This window comes from Klebsiella michiganensis (genome assembly GCF_002925905.1).
Lineage (GTDB): Bacteria > Pseudomonadota > Gammaproteobacteria > Enterobacterales > Enterobacteriaceae > Klebsiella > Klebsiella michiganensis.
This window is the reverse complement of the sequence record NZ_PRDB01000021.1, coordinates 73,989-98,071: the sequence shown is the minus strand read 5'-3', so window position 1 is coordinate 98,071 and position 24,083 is coordinate 73,989. Positions and strand designations below refer to the sequence as shown.

The window sequence follows — 24,083 nt, the reverse complement described above, 5'->3', positions numbered from 1 at the left end:
GTGGACGACTTTCTGGCACTTACTCTGGCGGGGCGTCTGCCCCACCATTTCCATGGTCAAACCGCGCATTTCCGCTGGCACTGGATTGACTGCGGTATTCTGCAGCTCATTCCTCATGAACCCTGCGATCGGTCATTGGTTTTGTCATCCGGGCTTCACGGCAATGAAACCGCGCCGGTCGAAATCACCGATTTACTGCTGCGGCAGCTGTTTCGTGGGGAAATACCGCTCCGCTGGCGGCTGCTGGCGATCTTTGGTAACCCTCCGGCGCTGCGGGCCAACAAGCGCTATATGCACAGCGATATCAACCGGATGTTCGGCGAGCGATGGCGCGCTTTTAGCGCCAGCGATGAAACCGTTCGCGCCCGGCAGCTGGAGCATGCGCTGGCGCGATTTTATGCCGGGACGCCCGGCGAGCGCTGGCACCTGGATTTACATACCGCCATACGCGGTTCGCTGCATACCCGCTTTGGTGTCCTGCCGGCGCGGGATACGCCGTGGGATGAAGCGTTTTTGCGCTGGTTAGGGGCGGCAGGGCTGGAGGCGCTGGTGTTTCATCAGCAGCCTGGCGGGACTTTTACCCATTTCAGCTGCGAACGCTTCGGCGCGCGCTCCTGCACGCTGGAGCTCGGCAAGGCGCTACCTTTTGGCGAAAACGATCTGCGCTTGTTCGCGGCGACTCAACGCGCGCTGTCGCTGCTGCTGGCGGGAGAAGTGGCGGCGGAAGAGGCGCACGCGCCGCTGCGCTACAGGGTGGTACAGCAAATTACCCGCAGCAGCGACAGTTTCCGGCTGCATATGTCGGCGCAGACGCTGAACTTTACGCCGTTTGCCGCCGGGACGCTGCTTGCTGAGGATGGCGATACCCGCTACATAGTGGAAAGGGAGCAAGAGTACGTTTTGTTTCCCAACCCCAGCGTCGCCTTCGGCCAGCGCGCCGGGCTCATGCTGGAGCGCTTCCGGTGAATCCGTCGCCCGTCCGGGCGGCGGCATTTATTTCAGCGTTTATTTTTCCGCAGCCATCTTATTTTTTCGTGCTCTGTCCATTGATTGCAGATTATTCCTGGTTAAATGCTTTGTTTTTAATCTCCGCTGATTTATAATCTTCATAATTTCCCATTAAAACAGTTGCTTATTTATTTTTTATTGCATTTGTCCCCTCATTTTCCTTATTTTCTCCATAATTGGCGAGAAAATGTTTTTTACACTTTCAATGTTTTACGCTTGCTCTGATTAATTGACGATAAACGTCGTAAAGTTAATCTCGTCAACACGGCAACGCGCCGTAAGAATAACGCAAAGTAAGGATTGAACTATGAAGAAGATTACTGCACTGTTTGTTGCCTCTACTCTGGCTCTGGGCGCGGCTAACCTGGCCCACGCGGCTGACGCTACTGCAACCCCAACCGATAACGCGCCGATGATGCATCATAAGCGCGGACCTGCGGGCCCACATGAAATGATGTTTAAAGGGCTGAACCTGACCGATGCGCAGAAAACGCAAATCCGCGACATTATGAAGAGCCAGCGCGACAACATGAAGCGTCCGTCCCTGGATGAGCGCCGCGCGATGCATGAGCTGGTAGCCAGCGATACCTTCGATAAGGCAAAAGCGGAAGCGCAGATTGATAAGATGGAAGCCCAGCATAAAGAGATGGCGCTGGCTCGTCTGGAAACCCAGAATAAGATTTACAACATTCTGACGCCGGAACAGAAAAAGCAGTTCAATGCCAATTTTGAGAAGCATCTGACAGATCGTAAAGCGCCGGAAGGTAAAATGCCTGCACCTGCTGAATAACTCAGCGCGCTGACTTAAGACCGCCGGTCTTGCCCAATAACGCCAACAGGCTTTGGGCAGGACCGGCGGTTTTTCTTTATCTGTAGCGACAAGCTGATTTACCCGGCAGGGACGAATGTGCCAGTATGAGTGCCATCGCCACGGACTCTGGTGTCCTGGTCTAAAGCCTACTCTGCTCATGGATCTTGCATATGGAAATGTATATCGGCCTCGCCGTCCTCGTTGTCGTCCTCATCTGGGTCGTGATGACCTATAACCGCTTTATCTCCCTGCGACGTTTCAAGGACGAAGCCTGGAGCGGCATTGCCGTACAGCTTAAGCGCCGCCACGACCTGGCGCCGAATCTACTGAGCCTGGTGAAACGCTATGCGCAGCATGAAAAAGAACTGCTGGAAGAGATCTCCCGCCAGCGCGGCGAACTGGTCGGTAGCACCCGACAGATCGCCGACAGCGAACGCCAGTACTCTGGTACGCTAGGGCGCGTTTTCGCGCTTGGCGAAGCGTACCCGGAACTTAAAGCCAGCGAAAACTACCTTGCCTTACAGCAATCTCTCAGCGAAATAGAAGAGCAGCTGCAGATGGCTCGCCGCTACTTCAACGGTACGGTGCGCGATTTCAATATCCTGGTCGAGTCTTTCCCCAGCCTGCTGCTGGCGCGACTGTTTAATTTTCAAACGGAAGTTTTCTTCGAGCTGGACTCACCAGAAGAAGCTAAATCACCGCGAATGGCGTGATTAAATGGCGAATTTACTTTTTCGGGGGCTGCGCACCCTCGTCCTGCTGCTGCTTCTGAACATCAGCGCGGCTTTTGCCGCCGGCGACATGATCATCATCAAGGATGCTTCCCAGCTTCCCGTTGGCGCTATTCCAGCGTATGAACATATCCTCTCTTTCGATGCCCGGGCGCGCTTTAACCCGGACGGTAGCATGGAGATGCGGGAAAATATCAAAGTACTTTCTCTGGGCAGGCAGATTCGGCGGGGGATTTTCCGTACGCTGCCCCTGACCTGGAACCGCCAGGACGGCAAGATCTTTCGCGTGTATTACGCGATCGAGTCGGTGTCGCGCGATGGCGTGCCTGAGCCGTTTAGCCTTGATGAAGCAGAAAAAAAACTGACGGTACGCATTGGCAGCGGCGAACGGGTCCTGAAACCAGGGATCTATAACTACGAGATTCGCTATCAAATCAGCAACCATTTCAGCCGCTTCCCCGAATGGGATGAGCTTTACTGGAACGTGACGGGCAATGACTGGGCGTGGCCTATCAGCAAGGCCAGCTTTCGTCTTGAACTGCCGGACGCCGCCGGAAATCTCAACGCCGACGCTAAGAACGCCAGAGTGCGATCGCTTGATGTTTATACCGGCGTCGCAGGGGCGAAAGAACACAACGCGCAGGTGCTTCCTGACGGTAGCGTACGCACCCTGCGGCCTCTGGCGCGGGGGGAGGGGCTGACCGTTGTCTATACCTGGCCTCGGTCGATCCTTGCCGACGCTCCGGCGCCGGAGGCCGCTTTGCCGCTGGTGCATCTCCTTATCCCCACCCTAAAAACCTGCGTGGTCTGGCTACCTCTGCTGCTGATGGCCGCTTATTACCTGATGTGGTGGCGAAAAAACGTCACCAAAGCCGGGCTAAAAATGCCGCCGGTCGTTGCGCTTTATTCGCCGCCTCCCGGCATGTCTCCTGGCTACCTGCGTTTTATCACCCGGCGTAAATATGATGATGTGGCTTTTAGTAGCGATTTATTAGCGCTGGTGGCTAAACGCGGAATGGCGGTCAGCGGGGACAGTCAACACACCCCTAACCCGTGGCTTGCGAACGCCGGCGTAAAACAGCGGCTGACCCGTTTGCCCGTCGAGGGAAACCGGCAATTAAACTATGATGACAGGCAGCTATTAAGTACGCTCTTTAAAGGTAAACAAAAAAATATCGATCTCAGCAAGGCCCATCAGCGATCGATGCAGACAGCGCGTGCAGAGCAGGAAAAGCGTTGTGAAGCGCAGCGGGATAAATTATTTCGCAAATGGGGGCAGCCGCTGCGGCGCTGCATCTACATTGCGCTGTTGGTGCCGGTGGCCTGCGGTCTTTGGGTTAATACGGAGGCCGCGCTGCTGACGATACCGGCCGCGGTTTTTATGCTGATTGGCGGAGCGATGCTCGCCTGTTTGCTGCGCTTTATATGCCGCCCGCGGGAAATGTGGCGTGCCTGGGGGCCGGTGCCGCTCTTTTTTTGGGCGATCTTCGGCCCCTTCGCGACGCTGGGAGGCGGGATTTTTCTCTTTGGTATACTGCCCATCACCCAGCTTCCGTCAGGATACATTGGCGCGCTTATTGCCGCGCTGGTGCTGTGCGTTTTCGTTGCCTGGAAAACGCCTCGCTATACGCAGCGCGGGCTTGATGAACTGGCTATCGCGAAAGGATTGATGCGCTATCTTGGCACCGCCGAAAAGCATCGTTATCAGATTATCTATCCGCCCGAGCAGATGATTTCCCATTTTGAAGCGCTGCTGCCGGTTGCCCTGGCGCTTGGCGTAGGGAAAACATGGGCAAATACCTTTGCCCACTACCTGAGTAGTACAGGCGCCGTGTCGCATGCGTTTGCCGGCGCCGACTGGGGAAGCGTCCACCACTTCAGCGAAGCCTGCCGAACCGCCTCTATGTCAACGCCGGATAGCGGTTCAGGGAGCGGTTCATCATCAGGTTCAGGTTACAGCGGCTCCGGTTCCTCCGGAGGCGGTTCATCCGGAGGCGGCTCGGGCGGCGGCGGCGGGGGCGGCTGGTAATTGCCCCGATAGCGCATCGGGGCTGACATTCGCCTCACAGAGGATGGAGCTTATAGCGGCCGCTGAGCAGCGGCTTACACAATATTTTATAACCGTCATGGTCAAATTTGGCCGACAGGCGCGTGAGTGATGACGCCTGCGACAGAGACTCTACCGCGCCAAGCCAAAGCCAGTTTTGAATAATGTGGTATTGGGTCATATCCTCGCTGCTCTCTTCCAGCGCGATCGCCCCGGCCCAGGGCCAGCATACCAGCTGCATCTTTTGCATATTGTTGACCAGACGCTGCTGGTGTGCTTCAACGCTCTCTTTTCCGCAACAGGCGCCCGCGCAGCGGCCGAGCGCCGAACGAAAGCAGGCCCGCCCGCGGTTGAGCGGCTCAAGGCCCATTAATCCGTAGCACAGGCGATGCTCGTCGGCAATTTTTTGCAGCGCCTGCAGCGCCGCGCGGCGGTTGGCAAAAAGACCATAGAGATCGCTTTGCAGGGAAAAATCCAGCTCGCTGGCGTACACCACCTGCGGACGGGCGTCAGCCAGGCGTAATGAACATAGCTGCCGGTTTTGCCGCAGACGCTTATTGAATAGCGGCTGCTGTTCTTTAATGAGCTGTGCCTCTAATAAGAGTGCGCCCAGCTCTCCCGCCGTTCGTTGCCAGGTAATGCGCCGGGACTGGCGCAGCATCGCTGCTTCGTCGGGCGTGCGCAGATGCGACAACACCCGGCTGCGGATATTCACGCTTTTCCCGATATAGAGCGGTAGGGTATCGCTTTCGCCGTGGAACAGATACACCCCCGGCTGCCTGGGCAAAGCCTCAAGCCACGGTCGCAGATGTTCGGGATACTCATAAATTGCCGCCGCTTCAAATTCGAGACGCGGGGCGGATTGCCTTCTTGCCACTTTTGCTCCTGGTGCTGGTTATTTATCCAGTATAGCAGTCGAAGGAAGAGGCGAAAAGGATAAAAAATCGCCCCGAACCGGGTCGGGGCGGAGGGGGAGAGGCGAATTACTTTTTCCAGAAGTCGTCGAAGACCGTAATCGGCGGTCGGCGTTTATGCTCGGTTTTCAAATACCAGCCTTCAATCGTTTTCGCAATTTTCTCATCCAGCGCTTTGCCTTCCAGATAATCATCGATATTTTCGTAGGTCACGCCCAGCGCCACTTCGTCCGGCAGGGAGGGGCGGTCGTCCTCAAGATCGGCGGTCGGCAGCTTTTTATACAGATGCTCCGGGCAGCCTAGCTGGGCCAGCAGCTGTTTGCCCTGGCGTTTGTTAAGGCGAAAGATAGGGTTAATATCCGTACCGCCATCACCGTATTTGGTGAAGAATCCGGTAATGGCTTCCGCCGCATGGTCGGTACCCACCACGACGCCGTGGGTCATTCCGGCGATGCTGTACTGCGCCTTCATGCGTTCGCGGGCTTTTTCGTTACCGCGAACAAAGTCGCTAAGTTCAATCCCGGCCTCGCGCAGCGCCTGTTCGCTGGCCAGCACGGCGCCTTTGATATTGACCGTTAATACGCGATCCGGCTGAATAAAAGCGATAGCGTCCTGGCAGTCCTGCTCATCCGCCTGCACGCCGTAGGGCAGGCGCACGGCAATAAACTGCAGGCTGCTGTCACCGGTTTCGGCACGCAGTTCGTTGATGGCTAACTGACACAATTTACCGGTTAGCGTTGAATCCTGGCCGCCGCTGATGCCGAGGACCAGTGATTTAATAAAAGGGTATCTCTGAAGATAGGCCTTCAAAAAGTCTACGCTGCGGCGTATCTCGGCTTCGACATCGATCTGGGGTTTTGCGCCCAGCGCCTGAATAATCTCTTGTTGTAGCGTCATTGCGCCCTCCGGGAAGTGAATCTGTTTGCCAATCAGCAGTGGTTTAACCTACCTCTTTGCCGGTAAAACGACAAGGATCACAATTTTGAGTGAAGCAAAAGCAGGCAACCTCAACAAGAGGGGATTTATTATTGGAAAGCTCTTAATTTCGCTTCATTTCCACCTTCGGCTTGAAAAATAACGATATTTATTCCAGGCTTATTAACACGCCAAAAAAAAGAGGATGGTATATGAACAAGCATTTTGCAGGATTTCTGGGCGCAGCAGCAGTATTGACCCTGCTGGCAGGGTGTACGGCCTACGACCGTACGAAAGATCAGTTTACTCAACCCGTGGTTAAAGACGTTAAGAAAGGCATGACCCGCGCGCAGGTTGCGCAAATTGCCGGTAAGCCTTCATCAGAAGTCACCATGATCCACGCGCGCGGTACCTGCCAGACATATATCCTGGGTCAACGCGATGGTAAAATTGAAACCTACTTCGTTGCGCTGGATGAAACCGGCCGCGTGATGAATTCTGGTTATCAGACCTGTGCCGAGTATGATACCGACCCGCGCAACAGTAAGTAACGCCCCGCCATAGTGCTGATTCCTACGAAAGCCCGACCATTGGTCGGGTTTTTTTATGAGTTCTGATGCTTATTTAATTGCGCGAATTATTTGAGGGAAATGTGAAGGCAGTCAAAACGCGAGGTCAATGAGAGACAATTCTGTTCAAGGAGGAATTATCCTGCTGTCGATCGATGCCGTATACTCAATGCATAAACAATACTAATTCAAAGAAACATCTCTTACCGCCTCTCAGGCATCAATGATGCAGAGAGGACCGGGTCACACAAATTGAGGAAGCGTTCATGGAAAAGAAACATATCTACCTGTTCTGTTCTGCTGGGATGTCGACATCACTGCTGGTATCGAAAATGCGTGCCCAGGCCGAGAAGTATGAAGTGCCGGTGATTATTGAAGCATTTCCGGAGACCTTAGCCGGTGAAAAAGGACCTGATGCGGATGTCGTATTATTAGGCCCACAAATTTCCTATATGCTGCCGGACATTCAGCGTTTACTGCCAAATAAACCCGTAGAAGTCATTGATTCTGTTCTGTACGGTAAGATCGATGGTTTAGGTGTTCTGAAAGCGGCCGTTGCGGCCATTAAGAAAGCTGCTGCACAATAATTTTATTTTAAAACTCGACATATTTCGGATAGCAGCGGTTAGAATTTCGTGAGGGTGTGTTTTAGCTGCTCGCTGTCCGAAATACCCAGAGTTTATTTTCCCGTCAAAGAGTAATTTCATCTATCATTGCCGCAGTGACTATATTGCGGCCTTAAAGGGTATTTATTATGAGTAAAGTGATTGACTCGCTTGAAAAGGTACTCCTGCCTTTTGCCGTCAAAATAGGAAGGCAGCCCCACGTCAATGCAATTAAAAACGGCTTTATTAAGTTAATGCCATTGACGCTAGCCGGGGCGATGTTTGTTTTAATTAACAACGTATTTTTGAGCTTTGGCGACGGCTCATTCTTTTATTCAATGGGCATCCGTCTGGATGCGTCTACAATAGAAACGCTTAACGGTTTTAAAGCTATCGGCGGTAACGTTTATAACGGTACGCTTGGCATTATGTCGCTCATGGCGCCTTTCTTTATTGGCTCCGCTTTAGCTGAGGAGCGGAGAGTAGACCCGATGGCCGCCGGTTTACTGGCCGTTGCGGCATTTATGACCGTCACGCCTTATAGCGTCGGTGAAGCCTACGCCGTGGGTGCGAACTGGTTAGGCGGCGCCAATATCATTTCTGGTATTGTCATCGGGCTGGTCGTTGCCGAGATGTTCACCTTTATCGTGCATCGCAACTGGGTGATTACGCTGCCGTCCAGCGTGCCGGCTTCGGTTTCCCGTTCATTCTCTGCGGTCATCCCGGCCTTTATCATCCTCTCGATTATGGGGATTATCTCCTGGGCGTTGACCCACTGGGGGACTAACTTCCACCAGATCATCATGGACACTATCTCCACGCCGCTGGCTTCAATGGGCGCCGTCGTAGGCTGGGCATACGTCATTTTCACCTCGCTGCTGTGGTTCTTCGGCGTACACGGGTCGCTGGCGCTGTCAGCGCTGGATAGCGGAATCATGACGCCGTGGGCGCTGGAAAACATTGCAACCTACCAGCAGTACGGTTCCGTCGAGGCCGCGCTGGCCGCGGGTAAGAGCTTCCATATGTGGGCCAAGCCGATGCTGGATTCCTACATCTTCCTTGGCGGTACCGGCGCGACTCTGGGCTTAATCATCGCCATCTTTATCGCTTCACGTCGTGAGGATCATCGTCAGGTGGCGAAACTGGCGCTGCCGTCAGGCATCTTCCAGATTAACGAGCCAATCCTGTTCGGTCTGCCGATCATTATGAACCCGGTGATGTTTATCCCCTTCATTCTGATTCAGCCTCTGCTGGCGGCTATCACCATGACGGCTTATACCCTGGGCATCATCCCGCCGATTACCAATATCGCGCCGTGGACCATGCCGACCGGTTTAGGCGCCTTCTTTAACACCAACGGTAGCGTAGCCGCTCTGCTGCTGGCCCTGTTCAACCTTGCCGTGTCCACCCTGGTCTACCTGCCGTTTGTGGTGATTTCCAACAAAGCGCAGGGCGTCATTGAGCAGGAAGAGAGCGAAGAAGATATCGCTAACGCACTGAAATTCTAACATTGAGCGGTACGGGAGATTTCCCGTACCGTCCTGGAAATAAGGGAGTCATTATGTTTGATCTGGATAACATCGCAGCAGAAGAGACCGCGGTAAACGACCTCGAAGAGGTGGTGATGGGGCTGATTATCAACTCCGGTCAAGCGCGCAGCCTGGCTTATGCCGCGCTGAAGCAGGCAAAGCAGGGAGATTTCGAGGCGGCGAAAACGATGATGGAACAGTCGCGCATGGCGCTGAGCGAAGCGCACCTTGTGCAGACGCAGCTGATTGAGAGCGATGAGGGTGAAGGCAAAATGAAGGTGAGCCTGGTGCTGGTTCATGCGCAGGATCATCTGATGACCTCAATGCTGGCTCGTGAGCTGGTTGCCGAATTGATTGAGCTGCACGAGAAGGTACAATAGGTCATCGACACGATGAGGCAGCCAAAGATGATGACCACTGAAATCAGTACCGCCCGGGAGCAACAACTCTTTAACGGCAAGAACTTTCATGTGGTCATCTATAACAAAACGGAGAGCGTAAGCGGGCTTCACCAGCATGATTACTACGAGTACACCATCGTTTTAACCGGGCGCTATTATCAGGTTATTAATGGCAAGCGGGTGCTGCTGGAGCGCGGGGATTTTGTCTTCATCCCAATGGGGTCGCATCACCAGAGTTTTTATGAATTTGGTGCGACGCGCATTCTTAACGTTGGCATCAGCAAAAGTTTCTTTGAGAAACACTATCTGCCGCTGCTGCCGTTTGGTCTGGTCGCCTCACAGGTCTATGCCGTTAAAAGTACTTTTCTCAGTTATATTGAGTCGGTTATTGCATCACTGAATTTTCGCGAAACTGAATTCGACGAATTTATCGAGCTGGTGTCTTTTTACACCCTGAATCGTTTGCGGCATTATCGTGAAGAACCTACGGAAGACGTTATTCCGCAATGGTTAAAAAATACCGTTGAGGGTATGCACGATAAGCTTAAATTTGGCGAGGGGGCGCTGGAAAATATGGTCGAGCTTTCCGGGAAAACTCAGGAATACTTAACCCGGGCCACCCAGCGTTATTATGCCAAAACGCCGATGCAGATGATTAACGATATTCGCATCAACTTCGCCAAAAAACAGCTGGAGATAACCAACTACTCGGTGACCGATATCGCCTATGAGTCGGGGTACAGTAGCCCAAGTCTGTTTATTAAAACATTCAAGAAGCTGACTTCTTTTACCCCCAGCAGCTATCGGAAACACCTCACCAGTATTAATTAACCGGGCGCGGAATAGTCCGCGCGGTCTAAATATTCAAATTAACTGTCCGTATTTAAACGGAGAGCGGGTGCCGCATACGCGCTATCCGCAAGGGAGAAAAAGATGAGCCAGAAATTGAAGGTAGTGACTATCGGCGGCGGCAGCAGCTATACCCCGGAATTACTGGAAGGATTCCTGAAGCGTTATCATGAACTGCCGATTAGCGAACTGTGGCTGGTGGACGTCGCGGAAGGGCAGGAAAAGCTCGATATTATCCATGCGCTGTGCCAGCGCATGGTGGAAAAAGCCGGCGTCCCGATGAAAGTCTACAAGACCCTCGATCGCCGCGCGGCGCTGGAAGGCGCAGATTTCGTCACCACCCAGCTGCGCGTCGGCCAGCTTAAGGCGCGCGAAAAGGATGAGCGTATTCCGCTGAGCCACGGCTATTTAGGCCAGGAAACCAACGGCGCGGGTGGACTGTTTAAAGGTCTGCGCACCATTCCGGTCATTTTTGACATTGTGAAAGATGTGCAGGAAGTCTGTCCGAACGCCTGGGTGATTAACTTTACCAACCCGGCGGGCATGGTGACCGAAGCGGTTTATCGTCATACCGGCTTTAAGCGCTTTATCGGCGTATGCAATATTCCTATCGGTATGAAGATGTTTATCACCGATGTGCTGAAGCTGAGCCCGAGCGATGAGCTCAATATCGATCTGTTTGGTCTGAATCATCTGGTGTTCGTGCGGGATGTGCTGGTCAACGGCGTTTCGCGCTTTGACGAGCTGCTTGATGGCGTGGCGTCGGGTCGATTGAGCGCAAACTCGGTGAAAAATATCTTTGATTTGCCGTTTAGCGAAGGACTGCTCCGTTCGCTGCGCCTGATCCCTTGTTCCTATCTGCTCTACTACTTTAAGCCAAAAGAGATGCTGGCGATTGAAATGGGCGAGTACTACAAAGGCGGCGCCCGCGCGCAGGTGGTGCAGAAGGTTGAGAAACAGCTGTTTGAGCTGTACAAAGATCCGGATCTGAACGTTAAACCAAAAGAGCTGGAACAGCGCGGCGGGGCGTATTACTCCGACGCGGCCTGTGAAGTGATTAACGCCATTTACAATGATAAGCAGGCCGAACATTACGTGAACGTGCCGCACCATGGCCACGTGGATAACATCCCGGCCGACTGGGCGGTCGAGATGACCTGTACGCTGGGTCGCGACGGTGCGAAACCGACGCCGCGCATCACGCATTTCGACGAAAAAGTGCTGGGGCTGATTTACACCATTAAAGGCTTTGAAGTCGCGGCCAGCGAAGCGGCAATCAGCGGTAAACTGGATGACGTGCTGCTGGCGCTTAACCTGAGCCCGCTGATCCACTCCGATCGTGACGCCGAACAGCTGGCGCGTGAGATGATCCTTGCGCACGAGCAGTGGCTGCCAAACTTTGCGGCGACTATCGAAAAACTGAAACAGTAACGGGAGCGGCTTATGGAACGCGTGTTAATCGTCAATGCCGATGATTTTGGCCTCAGCAAAGGGCAAAACTACGGCATTATCGAAGCCTGCAAGAACGGTCTGGTCACCTCCACGACGGCGCTGGTCAACGGCGCGGCGATCGGCCACGCTGCCCAGCTTAGCCGCTGCGTCCCTGAGCTGGCGGTGGGGATGCACTTTGTCCTGACGCTGGGCGAACCGCTGTCGGCGATGCCGGGCTTAACCCGCGAAGGTCGTCTCGGTAAGTGGATTTGGCAGATGGCGGAAGAGGATAGCCTGCCGCTGGATGAGATCGCGCACGAGCTGGAGTGCCAGTACCGGCGCTTTGTCGAGCTGTTTGGCCATGAGCCGACGCATATCGACAGCCATCACCATGTGCATATGATTGCGCAGATTTACCCCATCGTCGCGGCCTTTGCGCGCGAAAAGGGGGTGGCGCTGCGGATCGATCGGCAGCTGGCGACGCTGTCAGGTTTAGCGCAGGATGCGGCGCGCAGCAGCGACGGCTTTACCAGCGAGTTTTACGGGGAAGGGGTTTCGGAAGCGCTGTTTCTGCAAACCCTGGATGCCTCTATCCAGCGTGATGAGCGATCGCTGGAGGTGATGTGCCACCCGGCGTTCGTTGATAACACGATTATGGGTAGCGCCTATTGCTACCCGCGCCTGACCGAACTGGACGTGCTCACCGCCGAGTCGCTGAAGTATGCGATTGCCGAGCGCGGCTACCGGCTCGGCACCTATCGCGATGTGTAAGTAAAGAGAAGTGAGAAGCCCGGCAGAAATGCCGGGCTTTTTTTACGCCGGGATCGCGGAGATTTTGGCGCTTCTCGACCACACCCGATGCGCCGCCATCAGGGTAATCAGCGCATCCACCGACGCATTATCGATGGCGTCCGTCTCAACGATGCCTTCTTCCCCCTGACTGGCAACCTGCAGCGGCGCTTTGCACTGCCGGGCATCGCCTGCCAGCAGAATCGGCTTCAGGTGTTTATAGGCTTCCAGCAGGTAGTAGTGGAAATCACCATTGTTGCTCAGGCTTTGCAGATCGCCGCCGGGAACAATGACCGCGTCCACGGTAAGCGATGGCGACCCGGCAAAGGTCCCGGCCACCGACAGCTCGGTGCCGTCATCGGCCTGCACTTTCCCCATTCGGGAATAGAGTAATTTGGCATGCACCCCGTGCGCTTTGAGCGCCTTGAGCAGCGTCAGGAGCTCTTTGGCGACCGGACGATCGTTAAGCAGTACCGCTACCACCCGGCCTTTTACGTCACCGCTGGGAATAGCGTACAGGCTTAACGTAGGATCCTTTTTCAGACCGTTAACATCCGGCGGCGGCGTGATGCTGCGCTGTTCGTCGGTGAGCTCAATACCCAGATTTTTACCCACCGCCTGAGCCAGCTGCAGGTCGATATGCGCCAGCTGATCGACCACCCGCTCGCGGATCCACTCCCTGACGACCTTGCTCAGCTCGAAGCTGAATCCGTCGATAATATGCTGCTGCTCAATAGGCGTCTGGCTACGCCAGAACAGCAGGGGCTGCGAGTAATATTCGCCAAACGACGGACTGCGCTGGCGAATTTTTTCCCCGTCAACCCGCTCGGCACAGGATTCAAAGCCGCCGCGTTTCGCGGCCGGCGGCGTCTCCCGCGGCCAGTTATCGTTGATGGAGTTAGGTTCATAGTTTGCCGGGTTGGTATCAATATCCATCCGGTGCATGCCGTCGCGCTGGAAATTATGGTACGGGCAGGTGGGTTTATTGATCGGGATTTCATGGAAATTCGGCCCGCCGAGGCGGCTGATCTGCGTATCGGTATAGGAGAAGAGTCGGCCCTGCAGCAGCGGATCGTTGCTGAAGTCTATCCCCGGAACGATATGCCCTGGATGGAAGGCCGCCTGTTCGTTTTCGGCAAAGAAGTTGTCCGGGTTGCGATTGAGGACCATCTTACCGACGCGCTGCACCGGGACCAGCGCTTCCGGAATCAGCTTGGTGGGATCCAGCAGATCGAAATCAAAAGCAAACTCGTCCTCTTCCGGGATCAGCTGTAAGCCCAGCTCGTACTCAGGATAATCGCCGGCTTCAATCGCTTCCCATAAATCACGGCGGTGGAAATCGGGATCGCGACCGGTCAGCTTTTGCGACTCGTCCCATACCAGGGAGGCTTTGCCCGCGACCGGCTTCCAGTGAAAACGTACGAAGGTGGCTTTACCTTCCGCGTTAATCAGGCGGAAGGTGTGGATGCCGAACCCTTCCATCGTGCGGTAGCTGCGGGGCAGTCCGCGGTCGGACATCGCCCACATCACATTATGCAGCGTTTCGGGCTGCAGTGAGACGTAATCCCAGAACGTGTCGTGCGCGCTTTGCCCCTGCGGGACGGCCCAGTGCGGCTCGGGTTTGACCGCGTGGACGAAATCAGGGAACTTGATCGCGTCCTGAATAAAAAAGATCGGCGTGTTGTTGCCGACCAGGTCAAAGATGCCCTCGTCGGTATAAAACTTGGTGGCAAAGCCGCGGATGTCGCGCACCGTATCGGCGGAGCCTGCGCCGCCCTGAACGGTGGAAAACCGGACGAAGACCGGCGTTTTTTTCTGCGGATCGCAGAGGAAAGCCGCTTTGGTGATATCGCTTAAATCGCTGTACGCCTGGAAATAGCCGTGCGCAGCGGAGCCGCGGGCATGGACGATCCTCTCAGGAATGCGCTCGTGGTCAAAATGGGTGATTTTTTCGCGCAGGATAAAATCTTCCAGCAGCGTGGGGCCGCGTTTGCCCGCGCGCAGCGAGTTCTGGTCGTCTGCGATGCGTACGCCCTGATTGGTGGTGAGCGCAAAATCCTCGCCGCCTTTACGCTGTTTTTCAAGGGCATCGAGCTTTTCGCTGTGCGTATCCGGGGCTTTCATACTGCCCGGGGCGGTCGGCTCTTCACCTGGGGCGGTGGGATGCGGCGTGGGCCGCCAGTTCTGATCTTCGGGGGCTAAGGCATCCAGACCTGGTTTTGCTTCCCGGTCGTCGTGAACCGGTGATTGATGGGGTTGCGGGTTATGGTGTTTATCAGACATTGCTCGCTCCTGCTTTCATTGCTGAAAATGGTCGTTGCTAAACCAAAACCCTTCTAATTGTAGAACATCATTTCAAGAATATATTTTTATAAGAGTTTTACTACTAAAGGGCCGCAAGCTGGGGGCGACGAAAGGGGGCTTTTTCGGCTATGATAGGGGTTTCTGTTTCCCGCTGTGTTTAGTGAATCTATTTGTGATGAAACCACTTCGCCAACAAAATCGTCAGGTCATTAGCTACGTGCCGCGAGTCGAGCCTGCGCCGCCGGAACACGCCGTCAAAATGGATGGTTTTCGCGACGTCTGGGTTTTGCGGGGTAAATATGTTGCTTTTGTGCTAATAGACGAACATTTTCGTCGCTCCCCTCCGTTTAACGTGCCGGAAGCGGCGCAGCGCTGGGCGACGCAAATGAGGCAGGAAGGTGAAATCGACGCCTGAATGTGCCGGGCACAATAAAAAAACCGCTGAAAATCAGCGGTTTTTTGTTTTTAATAACCTGAAGTGCGGGCCCGCTTAGCGGTGCGCGAGCTCCGCGTCTTCTTCGCTATCGAGAATAGCTTTATCGGTTTGACGCAGCCACTGGCTGGTCAGGGTACCGGCGGTCATGGAACCGCTTACGTTCAGCGCGGTACGGCCCATATCAATCAGCGGCTCAACCGAGATCAGCAGCGCCACCAGCGTGACCGGCAGGCCCATCGCCGGCAGGACGATCAGGGCGGCAAAGGTCGCGCCGCCGCCCACGCCAGCGACCCCGGCGGAACTGACGGTCACGATGCCCACCAGCGTCGCAATCCACAGCGGATCGAGCGGGTTAATACCGACGGTAGGGGCGACCATCACGGCGAGCATCGCCGGATAGAGGCCCGCGCAGCCGTTCTGCCCGATCGTGGCGCCGAACGATGCGGAGAAGCTGGCGATAGACTCCGGCACGCCCAGGCGACGCGTTTGCGCTTCCACGTTCAGCGGAATAGACGCCGCGCTGGAGCGGCTGGTAAAGGCGAAGGTCAATACCGGCCAGACTTTACGGAAGTACTTCAGAGGACTCACGCCGTTGACCGCAAGCAGCAGACCGTGCACCACGAACATGATGCCCAGACCAATATAGGAGGCGATAACGAAGCTGCCGAGCTTGATGATGTCCTGCAGGTTAGAGCCCGCGACTACCTTGGTCATCAGCGCCAGCACGCCGTACGGCGTTAACTGCATCACCAGGCGCACCAGCTTCATTACCCAACTCTGCAGCGTGTCGATGGCGGTGAGTACGCGCTGGCCTTTGGCGACGTCATCTTTCAGCAATTTCAGCGCCGCGACGCCGAGGAACGCGGCGAAGATAACCACGCTGATAATCGACGTTGGGTTCGCGCCGGTCAGATCGGCAAACGGGTTTTTCGGTACGAAAGAGAGGATCAGCTGCGGGACGCTCAGGTCCGCGACTTTACCGGCGTAATTGCTCTGAATGGCGTTGAGGCGGGCGGTCTCCGCGCTGCCCTGAACCAGCCCTTCGGCGGTCAGGCCAAACATATTAGTGACCAGCACCCCGACCAGCGCCGCAATCAGCGTGGTGAACAGCAGGGTTCCAATACTGAGGAAGCTGATTTTACCCAGCTGCGAGGCATTATGCAGACGGGCGACCGCGCTCAGAATGGAGGCGAAAACCAGCGGCATGACGATCATTTGCAGCAGTTGAACATAGCCGTTACCGACGATATTGAACCACTGGATAGAATCCTTCAGCACCGGGCTGTCGGAACCATAGATAAGCTGTAGCGCCAGGCCGAAGACAACGCCGATCGCCAGACCGACCAGCACTTTTTTAGCGAGGCTCCACTGTTTATGGCGGGTTTGGGCCAGCGCCAACAGTAAAACCGCGAACACGACTACGTTCGCTATTAATGGAAAGTTCATCCCCGTTCTCCTGATATCTTTTATTACCGGGCTGGTCAATAACCAGCTCTTATGACGGCAAGGGTAGCAGAAGGCGTTATTCGTTACTTATATTCAAATGGAATTGATTATAACCAATTGAATAATTCGCTGGTTTATCGTCCAGCCTGGTGGCTAATTAAGCGATTAAAGGTGGTTTGCAAAGAATTAATCATGTCCGATGACCAGCGAATGGCGCTGTTTTCGGCAACGTTTTGCGGCATCCATACGGCATAGATAAACAGCGCCATACACAGCGCGCGCTCCAGCTGGTTACCCTTGCGCGGTGCAAGCAGGGGCAGGCGAAAACGCCAGCGGCAGGGCCAGAGCAGCGGAACGCCTGCCGGGGTGAGCATGTCGGCGAGAATATGGCTAAGGTAGCCAAGAACCAGGCCCTGAACCGCATCTGCCGGCACTATCCAGCTTTCCGGTACTTTCAATGAGAAAATCGCGACCGCGCCAAAGACTACCAGCAGGCTATGGGTGAAGCCGCGATGGCCAAAGGCGCGCGCTATCGGTTTTGATATCCAGCTTAATCGCTGACCGAGAAACGACTTAGGGTGATCGATATCCGGCAGCAGACAGGTCAGGATGGCGGAAGGAACGATGTGCCACCAGTCGCCCTGAGCCAGCACGGGGGTCAATTCCGCGTTTTTCGCAAATACCGCACAGGCGATAGAGAAGAGGAGGTGGCCTTCCGCCGTCATGATAAACACCCTAAACTGTCAATTCATACAGTATAGGGTTTTTATACAGTGTGCGGAAGAGGTGACGGTGTAACTCTTTGTCACAAAAACATCAGCGTGCCAGCCAGCCGCCATCTACCGCCAGCGTAAAGCCGCTAATGTAATCCGCCGCCCGGGAGGCGAGAAAAACGACCGGCCCCTGCAGGTCATCCGGCACGCCCCAGCGCCCGGCCGGAATACGATCGAGAATCGCTTTGCTGCGCTCGGCGTCTTCACGCAACTGCTGAGTATTGTTGGTAGCCATGTATCCCGGGGCAATGGCGTTAACGTTGATGCGATGCCCCGCCCATTCGTTGGCCATCAGGCGGGTAATGCCCAGTACGCCGCTTTTTGACGCGGTGTAGGAGGGTACCCGAATCCCCCCCTGAAAGGAGAGCATTGAGGCAATATTAACAATTTTCCCGCCGTCGCCCTGCGCGATGAACTGCCTGGCGACCGCCTGTGAAAGAAAGAACACCGACTTCAGATTCAGGTTAATCACCTCGTCCCAGTCTTTTTCGCTAAAGGAGAGCGCATCGGCGCGGCGGATGGTTCCCGCATTGTTGACCAGAATATCTACCCGGCCCATGGCGGCCACGGCCCGATCGACAATGGTTTCAATCTCATCCTGCCGGCTCAAATCGGCCTGAATAGCGGTAAAGCGTCGGCCCAGCGCCTGAACCTTCTCTGCGGTTTCATGGGGGATCCGGCGATTCACGCCGACGATATCGCACCCGGCCTGCGCAAGGCCCAACGTCATTCCCTGGCCCAGCCCGGTATCACAACCCGTCACGATAGCGACCTTGCCCGTAAGGTCAAAGGCGTTCAGTACCATATGCACCTCTGTATGCTGATTTCACGCGTTAAATAACGCCGTTGAGACAAGCATAGAGGGCGGGAGAAGAAAAAACAAATAAAAATGAAACGCTGTTTTAATTTTGTGATGATGAGACGGTGCCGCTATCTCATCATCAGCGGCAGGATTAACCGAGCAGGTCGCTCAGGGTGAGGGATTCAAGGGTGGCAAGCTTCACGTCCGCCAGCACGAAGCGCGGATCGCGGCTGTTTTCCGCTTCCGGTACGACGATAGATCGCATTCGGGCCGCTTTGCTGGCAATCATGCCGTTAACCGAGTCTTCCAGCGCCACGCAGTGCATCGGGCTGACGCCGAGTCTGGCGGCGCAGTCCAGATAGACCTGCGGGTGCGGTTTGCTGAACGGCAGCCCTTCGGCGGAAGCGAGGGCGTCAAATTGATCGCGCAGTTCAAACATGGTGAGGACTTTTTCCAGCATCCGCAGCGGCGAAGCCGACGCCAGGCCGATTTTCAACCCCTGGGCTTTGCACATCGCCACCGCTTCCCGCGCACCGGGGAGGAGCGGACGCGCTTCTTCCACCAGCTGGATGGCGCGGTTGATGATCCGCGCGGTGACTTCGGCACGATCCGGGCCTTTCCACGGCTGCTGGGCAAACCACAGATCGACGACTAAATCGATGCGCAGCCCCAGGATATCGGGCATTTCATGGCGGCGGCTGATATCCACCCCGAGGCTTGCCATCACCTCCAGCTCCGCTTTATCCCACAGCGGCTCAGAATCAATCAGTAAACCATCCATATCAAAAATCGCGGCGTGAATCTGGCGCCTGGCTGACATAAGTCCCTCTCCTGTAGCGTAAGTAGATAACGAATCGGCACTCATGGTATATCATACCGCGCATTATTGGGCGAAATTCGCCGACGAAGGTAGACTTAGGGTAGACAGGCGTCTTAACAAGGGGAACCCATGACGTATCAACAAGCTGGACGCGTTGCAGTACTTAAACGTATTTTGGGGTGGGTGGTATTTATCCCGGCGGTTATCTCGACGCTGATCTCCGTGCTGAAGTTTATGTACGAGCACAGTGAGAAAAAACCGGGCATTGACGCGGTGATGATGGACTTTGCTCATGTGATGATTGAGATGATGCGTTTCAATACGCCGTTCCTGAATTTCTTCTGGTACAACTCGCCGCTGCCGGACTTTAAGCACGGTATGAATATCGGCTTCTGGGTTATCTATATTCTGGTGTTCGTCGGCATGGCGCTACAGGCCTCCGGAGCGCGGATGGGGCGCCAGGCGAAGTTTCTGCGCGAGGGCGTTGAGGATCAGCTGATTCTGGAGCAGGCGAAAGGGGCCGAAGGGCTGACGCGCGAACAAATCTCTGAACGCGTTGTGGTGCCGCGCCATACCATCCTGGTGCAGTATTTTCCGCTATACGTCCTGCCGGTAATTATTATTGTGCTGGGCTACTTCTTCTTCTCTTTACTCGGCTTTCTGTAAAATACCGGCCCGGAAGCGCCGGGCCGGCAGAATCACTGGGTGGGAAGGGCGCGCGGTTTACCCTCATTATCTACCGCAACGTAGATAAACAGCGCTTCGGTTGCTTTGTAGCGCTGGCCGATGGGTTCAGACGACACCTTCTTGACCCACACTTCCATATTGATGGTTATCGACGTATTGCCGCGCTTCACGCAGCTGGCGTAGCAGCACACCACGTCGCCGACCGCGACCGGGCGTAAAAAAGTCATGCCGTCGACGCGCACGGTCACGACGCGACCGTGGGCAATCTCTTTGGCCATAATCGCCCCGCCAATATCCATCTGCGACATCAGCCAGCCGCCGAAAATATCGCCGTTAGCGTTGGTGTCCGCCGGCATCGCCAGGGTGCGTAATACCAATTCGCCCTTCGGCGTAAGATCTGTTGTTGTCATTCTATACTCTGTACTAGTCAAAGATGATCAGGCGGATGCTACTATGAAAATGACGCTGAGAGAATAGGGAATACGCCCGCGATAGCGGGCGTGAGGGGTTAGAAGGAGATCGTGACGCCAGCGTAATAGGCGCGACCCGGTTCGTTATAGGTCGAAGCCCCTTCGTTTTCACGATAAATTTGCTTATCGAACAGGTTACTGATCCCGGCGTTCAGGCGCAGGTCTTTCATTAGCTGATAGTTGCCGCCGATACCAACCACGGAATAGGAGCCCACTTCATTGGTGGCCAGTACGCCGTTTTCAGTACGAATTTCCGCATATTCCCGCGGTTTCTGCCGACCGTACAAAGTCCAGTTGACGTTCGCCGAAAACTTGCTGGTCACCTGCCAGTCGAGCAGGGTATTGATGGTGTATTTCGGAATAACGGACAGCGGGTTTCCGGTATCTTTGTTTTCCGATTTGATCATATAAGTGGCGTTGGTGTGCCAGCTGAGCGTATCGGCAATGACCGGAACCAGCAGCGTGCCTTCAAGGCCTTCGACGACCGCTTTCCCGCCGTTCTCCCACTGCAGGATATTCGCTCCGGTCGCGGTATTACCCAGAATCTCGGTGCCGGAGACGATCTTGTTTTTGTAGTCGTTGCGGAACCAGGTGACGCCGGCGTTGTAACCGTTCAGGTTAAACTCAAGGCCGATCTCCTTGTTGATGCTGATTTCCGGATCGAGGTCCGGGTTACCCAACAGATAGCAGTTGCCATCGGCAATACTTATCGGGCAGCCGTTACCCCGCGTAGAAAGCAGATAGCCTTCGCTCGACTGATACAGGTTCGGCGCTTTAAATACCCGGGCGATGCCCGCTTTGACCTTAAACATATCCCCCAGATCCTGCGCCAGGTTCAGGCTCGGGCTCCAGTTGCTGCCGAAGTCGTTATGATAGTCGAAGCGTAGACCCGGGATAATATTGGTGCCCGGCATCGCTTCAATATTGTCTTCCAGATAGATACCGGTCAGGGTGGCGCTGTTTTTAGGGCTGCGTTGTGAAGGATCGCCAGAAATCCCGGGGAGAGCATCCGTGGTGGTGGTGGCCTGCATGGATGCCGGATCGTTTAGCTCATCGCGATTCCATTCCATGCCCAAAGTCAGGGTCTGTTCAGCGAGCCAGTTGAAGGGGATATTAACCTCAGCGGTTGAGCGCCACGACTCCAGGCGGCTGGTGTCATAGACATCGCTATTGATCATCCCTTCAACGCGGCCGGTGGTGCCCTCCTGCAGGCGGGTATTGTTGGTTTTTTCGTAGTAGACGCCCGCCTTCGACTGGCCCCAGTCCCAGATCCCGTTGTAGGTCAGGCCCCAGGTCTGCCGATATAGCCGGTTGGTTTCCTGACCGTACAGCGTATCCACCAGGCCATTTGGGCTCATATTGCTGTTGCTGTACTGCGTATCGCCGGCATAAATATTGCCCTGGCGGCTATAGGCGTAGCTAAAATCCAGGATCTGCTGCGGCGTAACTTTCCACGACAGCAGGGCGTTAATATCTTTGTTGCGTACCCCTTCGCGGCCCGCCGCGTAAGAGCCATTTTGCGCGCGGTTAATATCCCAGGCATCGGGCTCCGTTTTGTTGATGTTGCCGTACAAACGCATGGTCAGGGCATCTCCCGCCAGCGGTCCGTTGAGGCTGAAGTTAGCCCGGTTGGTGGCGCCTTCTTTATTATTTTCCGGCTGATTGGTATACAGCGAAAGCGAGCCGTGCCAGTCGTTGGTGGGGCGTTTGGTGATGATATTGACAACGCCGCCCGCGGCGCCTGAGCCGTAGCGCGCTGCGGCAGGGCCGCGCAGAACTTCAATGCGTTCCACCATTTCCGGCGGTACCCAGTTGCTGTCGCCGCGGGTATCGCGCTCGCCGCGCCAGCTATAGCGCACTGAATTGCGGGAGGTGACGGGCACGCCGTCGATAAGAATCAGCGTGTTTTCCGGTCCCATTCCGCGAATGTCGATCTGACGGTTGTTGCCGCGGCTGCCGCTGGCGCTGTTGCCGGTCAGGTTGACGCCGGGCATTTTACGGATGATTTCTGAGAGATCGTTAACCGGGGGATCTTTAGCAATATCTTCCGCAGTGATGATCGAGACGCCCGGCTGCTGCTTCAGCGCCTCTTCGGCGGTGCCATGAACCACCATGGTCTCCGTATCCTGTTCCACCTCTTCGGCGAAGACCCCTGGGCTGAGTAAGCCTGCAATGGCCAGGGCCAGGGGCGTTGCTATGTGATTTTTCTGCGTTCTCATTATAAATATCCATATCAAATCATGAAAAATTGAGATCGAGAATATCAATGATAATCATTATCGTTTCAATAAAGCGACGCTAATCTCCATTAAATCCTCACAATTGCCGCAACTTTCCGGCATGTGGTAGATATCATGAAGAAACCGGCGAGCCTGAACCCTCCGGTTTCCGGGCGCGTTCGTCAGGAGGTGGGGGTTTCGTTGTCGGTTTTTTGACGGCGTGTTTGCGATTGGTACCACGCCGGGAGCTCAGCCAGTCTGATGCCGGTCGGGACATAGCTTTGTTTCAGGCAGGCTATGCGCTGGGAACGATAAATACCGGTATAGCCCGAGACCAGCCATGCCACCACGCAGGCCAGCGCCGCGTAAACACCGATTTCCGCGCCAAATAGCTCAATCGCCATCAGCGTCGAGGCGATGGGGGTATTCGCCGCGCCGGCAAAGACGGCGACAAAACCTATCCCGGCCAGAAAACCTGGCGGCATATGCAGCAGCGGCGCCAGCGCATTGCCCAGCGTCGCGCCGACGTAAAACAGCGGGGTGACTTCGCCACCTTTAAATCCGCTTCCTAAAGAGACAACGGTGAAGATCAGTTTGCCGAAGCAGTCCCACGGCGCCAGCGGATGCTGGAAAGCGTCTACTATCACCGGTATGCCCAGGCCAATATAGCGCTCTCCGTGCAGCAGCCAGACGGCGCCGGCAATCGCCAGTCCGCCAATAAACGGCCGCAGCGGCGCGTAGTGAATCCGTTTTTTCATCAAGGCGCCGACCGCATGCGTGCTGTCGGCGAAAATGCGCGCCGCGAGGCCAAAGCAGCAGCCGGCGATAATGATGGCCAGCAGCGTCCAGAGCGTCAGCGTGGGAAAGCCGGTAATAAAGTAGTGCGTATGCTGCACGCCCCACATGATGCCGACCCGATCGGCGATAATCGCGGCAAACAGACAGGGAAGAATGGCGCTGTAGTCCATCCGTCCGATAGCCAGGACCTCGAGCCCGAATAGCGCTCCGGCGAGCGGGGTACCGAAAACCGAAGAGAAACCGGCGCTGATCCCGGCCATCAGTATCATTCGCCGGGCATCGTCGTTAAGGCGGAAAAGGGCCGTAAAACGGTCGGCAATCGAGGCACCCATCTGCACTGCCGTGCCTTCACGACCGACGGAGGCGCCAAACAGATGAGAAACAACGGTGCCGAAAAAGACCAGCGGCGCCATGCGCAAGGGAATGACGCGCTGAGGGTCGTGAATCTCTTCCAGAATCAGGTTATTGCCGGCCTCCACGCGGGTGCCGTAGCGCAGGTAGATCCAGCCGACGGCAAAACCGGCCAACGGCAGGAGCCCGATAAGCCAGCGGTGAGCTTCACGCGTTGCCGTGGCCCACTGCAGTGAGAAAAGAAAAAACGCCGATGCCGTACCCGCCAGCACCGCGATGATAAAGGCGAGGAGCAGCCATTTTCCGAGGAAGAAAAGCAGAGAGAGTGATGAAAAGCGGTTTGCACGCATCGTCAGTTCCTTAGAAGATTAACCTTCC

General features: G+C 55.4%; 23 protein-coding genes. 13 read left to right on the top strand and 10 right to left on the bottom strand.

The annotated features are described in order from the left end of the window. The 4 genes from astE to CDA56_RS27215 all read left to right on the top strand — a co-directional run bounded on the left by astE (position 1) and on the right by CDA56_RS27215 (position 4,579). Positions 1-966 carry a succinylglutamate desuccinylase gene (gene astE / locus CDA56_RS27230; protein WP_047724034.1) on the top strand — a complete coding sequence of 322 codons (966 nt, stop codon included), beginning with the start codon at positions 1-3 and terminating at the stop codon, positions 964-966. Between the two features lie 349 nt (positions 967-1,315). Continuing rightward, positions 1,316-1,798, top strand: a complete 483-nt coding sequence (gene spy / locus CDA56_RS27225; RefSeq protein WP_014228981.1) for an ATP-independent periplasmic protein-refolding chaperone Spy — start codon at positions 1,316-1,318, stop codon at positions 1,796-1,798. Positions 1,799-1,989: 191 nt separating this feature from the next. Further along, a complete protein-coding gene (locus CDA56_RS27220; RefSeq protein ID WP_014228982.1) occupies positions 1,990-2,532 on the top strand; it encodes a LemA family protein in 543 nt (180 codons plus the stop codon). A 4-nt stretch (positions 2,533-2,536) separates the two neighbouring features. After that, complete coding sequence (locus tag CDA56_RS27215) at positions 2,537-4,579, top strand: DUF2207 domain-containing protein (protein WP_103814043.1); 2,043 nt, start codon at positions 2,537-2,539, stop codon at positions 4,577-4,579. 34 nt (positions 4,580-4,613) lie between these two features. Here the strand turns inward: CDA56_RS27215 and cho are convergent, their stop codons facing one another. Together cho and nadE are read right to left on the bottom strand one after the other, a co-directional pair. Continuing rightward, the gene (cho, locus tag CDA56_RS27210; RefSeq protein WP_103814045.1) at positions 4,614-5,474 is read right to left on the bottom strand and encodes an excinuclease Cho; all 861 of its coding nucleotides are present in this window, start codon (positions 5,472-5,474) and stop codon (positions 4,614-4,616) included. A 106-nt stretch (positions 5,475-5,580) separates the two neighbouring features. After that, positions 5,581-6,408 carry an ammonia-dependent NAD(+) synthetase gene (gene nadE, locus CDA56_RS27205; RefSeq protein WP_004850083.1) on the bottom strand — a complete coding sequence of 276 codons (828 nt, stop codon included), beginning with the start codon at positions 6,406-6,408 and terminating at the stop codon, positions 5,581-5,583. 230 nt (positions 6,409-6,638) lie between these two features. Here nadE and osmE point away from each other — a divergent pair, with 230 nt between their 5' ends. The 7 genes from osmE to chbG all read left to right on the top strand — a co-directional run bounded on the left by osmE (position 6,639) and on the right by chbG (position 12,581). Further along, positions 6,639-6,977, top strand: coding sequence for an osmotically-inducible lipoprotein OsmE (gene osmE / locus CDA56_RS27200; protein ID WP_004850085.1), 339 nt, complete (start codon positions 6,639-6,641; stop codon positions 6,975-6,977). Positions 6,978-7,261: 284 nt separating this feature from the next. Beyond that, a complete protein-coding gene (gene chbB / locus CDA56_RS27195) occupies positions 7,262-7,582 on the top strand; it encodes a PTS N,N'-diacetylchitobiose transporter subunit IIB (protein WP_004101340.1) in 321 nt (106 codons plus the stop codon). A gap of 167 nt (positions 7,583-7,749) precedes the next feature. Beyond that, positions 7,750-9,108 carry a PTS N,N'-diacetylchitobiose transporter subunit IIC gene (chbC, locus tag CDA56_RS27190; RefSeq protein ID WP_004850089.1) on the top strand — a complete coding sequence of 453 codons (1,359 nt, stop codon included), beginning with the start codon at positions 7,750-7,752 and terminating at the stop codon, positions 9,106-9,108. Positions 9,109-9,161: 53 nt separating this feature from the next. Next, entirely contained in the window at positions 9,162-9,509 is a 348-nt protein-coding gene (gene chbA, locus CDA56_RS27185; protein ID WP_004850090.1) for a PTS N,N'-diacetylchitobiose transporter subunit IIA, read from the top strand. A gap of 12 nt (positions 9,510-9,521) precedes the next feature. Continuing rightward, positions 9,522-10,361 (top strand): transcriptional regulator ChbR, encoded by an 840-nt coding sequence (chbR, locus tag CDA56_RS27180; RefSeq protein ID WP_071532282.1) that lies wholly within the window; start codon positions 9,522-9,524, stop codon positions 10,359-10,361. A 102-nt stretch (positions 10,362-10,463) separates the two neighbouring features. Beyond that, a complete protein-coding gene (locus CDA56_RS27175; protein ID WP_009653470.1) occupies positions 10,464-11,810 on the top strand; it encodes a 6-phospho-beta-glucosidase in 1,347 nt (448 codons plus the stop codon). A 12-nt stretch (positions 11,811-11,822) separates the two neighbouring features. Next, complete coding sequence (gene chbG / locus CDA56_RS27170; protein ID WP_014228984.1) at positions 11,823-12,581, top strand: chitin disaccharide deacetylase; 759 nt, start codon at positions 11,823-11,825, stop codon at positions 12,579-12,581. A 42-nt stretch (positions 12,582-12,623) separates the two neighbouring features. Here chbG and katE read toward each other — a convergent pair whose 3' ends face one another. Next, positions 12,624-14,882 (bottom strand): catalase HPII, encoded by a 2,259-nt coding sequence (gene katE, locus CDA56_RS27165; RefSeq protein ID WP_102802804.1) that lies wholly within the window; start codon positions 14,880-14,882, stop codon positions 12,624-12,626. Positions 14,883-15,063: 181 nt separating this feature from the next. Here katE and cedA point away from each other — a divergent pair, with 181 nt between their 5' ends. Next, positions 15,064-15,318 (top strand): cell division activator CedA, encoded by a 255-nt coding sequence (gene cedA, locus CDA56_RS27160; protein ID WP_071532283.1) that lies wholly within the window; start codon positions 15,064-15,066, stop codon positions 15,316-15,318. 75 nt (positions 15,319-15,393) lie between these two features. Here the strand turns inward: cedA and CDA56_RS27155 are convergent, their stop codons facing one another. The 4 genes from CDA56_RS27155 to hxpB all read right to left on the bottom strand — a co-directional run bounded on the left by CDA56_RS27155 (position 15,394) and on the right by hxpB (position 19,180). Continuing rightward, positions 15,394-16,785, bottom strand: coding sequence for an L-cystine transporter (locus tag CDA56_RS27155; protein ID WP_014228987.1), 1,392 nt, complete (start codon positions 16,783-16,785; stop codon positions 15,394-15,396). Positions 16,786-16,919: 134 nt separating this feature from the next. Then, a complete protein-coding gene (locus CDA56_RS27150; RefSeq protein ID WP_004850102.1) occupies positions 16,920-17,510 on the bottom strand; it encodes a metal-dependent hydrolase in 591 nt (196 codons plus the stop codon). A gap of 91 nt (positions 17,511-17,601) precedes the next feature. After that, positions 17,602-18,363, bottom strand: coding sequence for a 2-dehydro-3-deoxy-D-gluconate 5-dehydrogenase KduD (kduD, locus tag CDA56_RS27145; RefSeq protein WP_102802803.1), 762 nt, complete (start codon positions 18,361-18,363; stop codon positions 17,602-17,604). A gap of 148 nt (positions 18,364-18,511) precedes the next feature. After that, positions 18,512-19,180, bottom strand: a complete 669-nt coding sequence (hxpB, locus tag CDA56_RS27140; RefSeq protein ID WP_025106974.1) for a hexitol phosphatase HxpB — start codon at positions 19,178-19,180, stop codon at positions 18,512-18,514. A 129-nt stretch (positions 19,181-19,309) separates the two neighbouring features. Here hxpB and CDA56_RS27135 point away from each other — a divergent pair, with 129 nt between their 5' ends. Next, positions 19,310-19,846: a YniB family protein gene (locus CDA56_RS27135; protein ID WP_009653426.1), complete on the top strand. Its 537-nt coding sequence runs from the start codon at positions 19,310-19,312 to the stop codon at positions 19,844-19,846. A gap of 32 nt (positions 19,847-19,878) precedes the next feature. Here CDA56_RS27135 and yciA read toward each other — a convergent pair whose 3' ends face one another. From yciA to CDA56_RS27120, 3 genes are all read right to left on the bottom strand, one after another. Continuing rightward, entirely contained in the window at positions 19,879-20,277 is a 399-nt protein-coding gene (yciA, locus tag CDA56_RS27130; protein ID WP_025106975.1) for an acyl-CoA thioester hydrolase YciA, read from the bottom strand. A gap of 98 nt (positions 20,278-20,375) precedes the next feature. Continuing rightward, positions 20,376-22,556, bottom strand: coding sequence for a TonB-dependent siderophore receptor (locus CDA56_RS27125; protein ID WP_102802802.1), 2,181 nt, complete (start codon positions 22,554-22,556; stop codon positions 20,376-20,378). 182 nt (positions 22,557-22,738) lie between these two features. Continuing rightward, on the bottom strand, positions 22,739-24,055 hold the full coding sequence (locus CDA56_RS27120; RefSeq protein ID WP_102802801.1) for a voltage-gated chloride channel family protein: 1,317 nt from the start codon (positions 24,053-24,055) through the stop codon (positions 22,739-22,741). Positions 24,056-24,083: the final 28 nt, after the last annotated feature.

Bases quoted from the DNA above. Each gene is read 5' to 3' on its own strand.
- kduD (WP_102802803.1), bottom strand. From the start codon at position 18,363: ATGGTACTGAACGCCTTTGACCTTACGGGCAAGGTCGCTATCGTGACG.
- CDA56_RS27150 (WP_004850102.1), bottom strand. From the start codon at position 17,510: ATGACGGCGGAAGGCCACCTCCTCTTCTCTATCGCCTGTGCGGTATTT.
- chbA (WP_004850090.1), top strand. From the start codon at position 9,162: ATGTTTGATCTGGATAACATCGCAGCAGAAGAGACCGCGGTAAACGAC.
- katE (WP_102802804.1), bottom strand. From the start codon at position 14,882: ATGTCTGATAAACACCATAACCCGCAACCCCATCAATCACCGGTTCAC.
- CDA56_RS27125 (WP_102802802.1), bottom strand. From the start codon at position 22,556: ATGAGAACGCAGAAAAATCACATAGCAACGCCCCTGGCCCTGGCCATT.
- CDA56_RS27220 (WP_014228982.1), top strand. From the start codon at position 1,990: ATGGAAATGTATATCGGCCTCGCCGTCCTCGTTGTCGTCCTCATCTGG.
- CDA56_RS27215 (WP_103814043.1), top strand. From the start codon at position 2,537: ATGGCGAATTTACTTTTTCGGGGGCTGCGCACCCTCGTCCTGCTGCTG.
- chbB (WP_004101340.1), top strand. From the start codon at position 7,262: ATGGAAAAGAAACATATCTACCTGTTCTGTTCTGCTGGGATGTCGACA.
- CDA56_RS27120 (WP_102802801.1), bottom strand. From the start codon at position 24,055: ATGCGTGCAAACCGCTTTTCATCACTCTCTCTGCTTTTCTTCCTCGGA.
- CDA56_RS27155 (WP_014228987.1), bottom strand. From the start codon at position 16,785: ATGAACTTTCCATTAATAGCGAACGTAGTCGTGTTCGCGGTTTTACTG.
- osmE (WP_004850085.1), top strand. From the start codon at position 6,639: ATGAACAAGCATTTTGCAGGATTTCTGGGCGCAGCAGCAGTATTGACC.
- chbG (WP_014228984.1), top strand. From the start codon at position 11,823: ATGGAACGCGTGTTAATCGTCAATGCCGATGATTTTGGCCTCAGCAAA.
- nadE (WP_004850083.1), bottom strand. From the start codon at position 6,408: ATGACGCTACAACAAGAGATTATTCAGGCGCTGGGCGCAAAACCCCAG.
- spy (WP_014228981.1), top strand. From the start codon at position 1,316: ATGAAGAAGATTACTGCACTGTTTGTTGCCTCTACTCTGGCTCTGGGC.
- chbC (WP_004850089.1), top strand. From the start codon at position 7,750: ATGAGTAAAGTGATTGACTCGCTTGAAAAGGTACTCCTGCCTTTTGCC.
- chbR (WP_071532282.1), top strand. From the start codon at position 9,522: ATGAGGCAGCCAAAGATGATGACCACTGAAATCAGTACCGCCCGGGAG.
- CDA56_RS27135 (WP_009653426.1), top strand. From the start codon at position 19,310: ATGACGTATCAACAAGCTGGACGCGTTGCAGTACTTAAACGTATTTTG.
- CDA56_RS27175 (WP_009653470.1), top strand. From the start codon at position 10,464: ATGAGCCAGAAATTGAAGGTAGTGACTATCGGCGGCGGCAGCAGCTAT.
- hxpB (WP_025106974.1), bottom strand. From the start codon at position 19,180: ATGTCAGCCAGGCGCCAGATTCACGCCGCGATTTTTGATATGGATGGT.
- yciA (WP_025106975.1), bottom strand. From the start codon at position 20,277: ATGACAACAACAGATCTTACGCCGAAGGGCGAATTGGTATTACGCACC.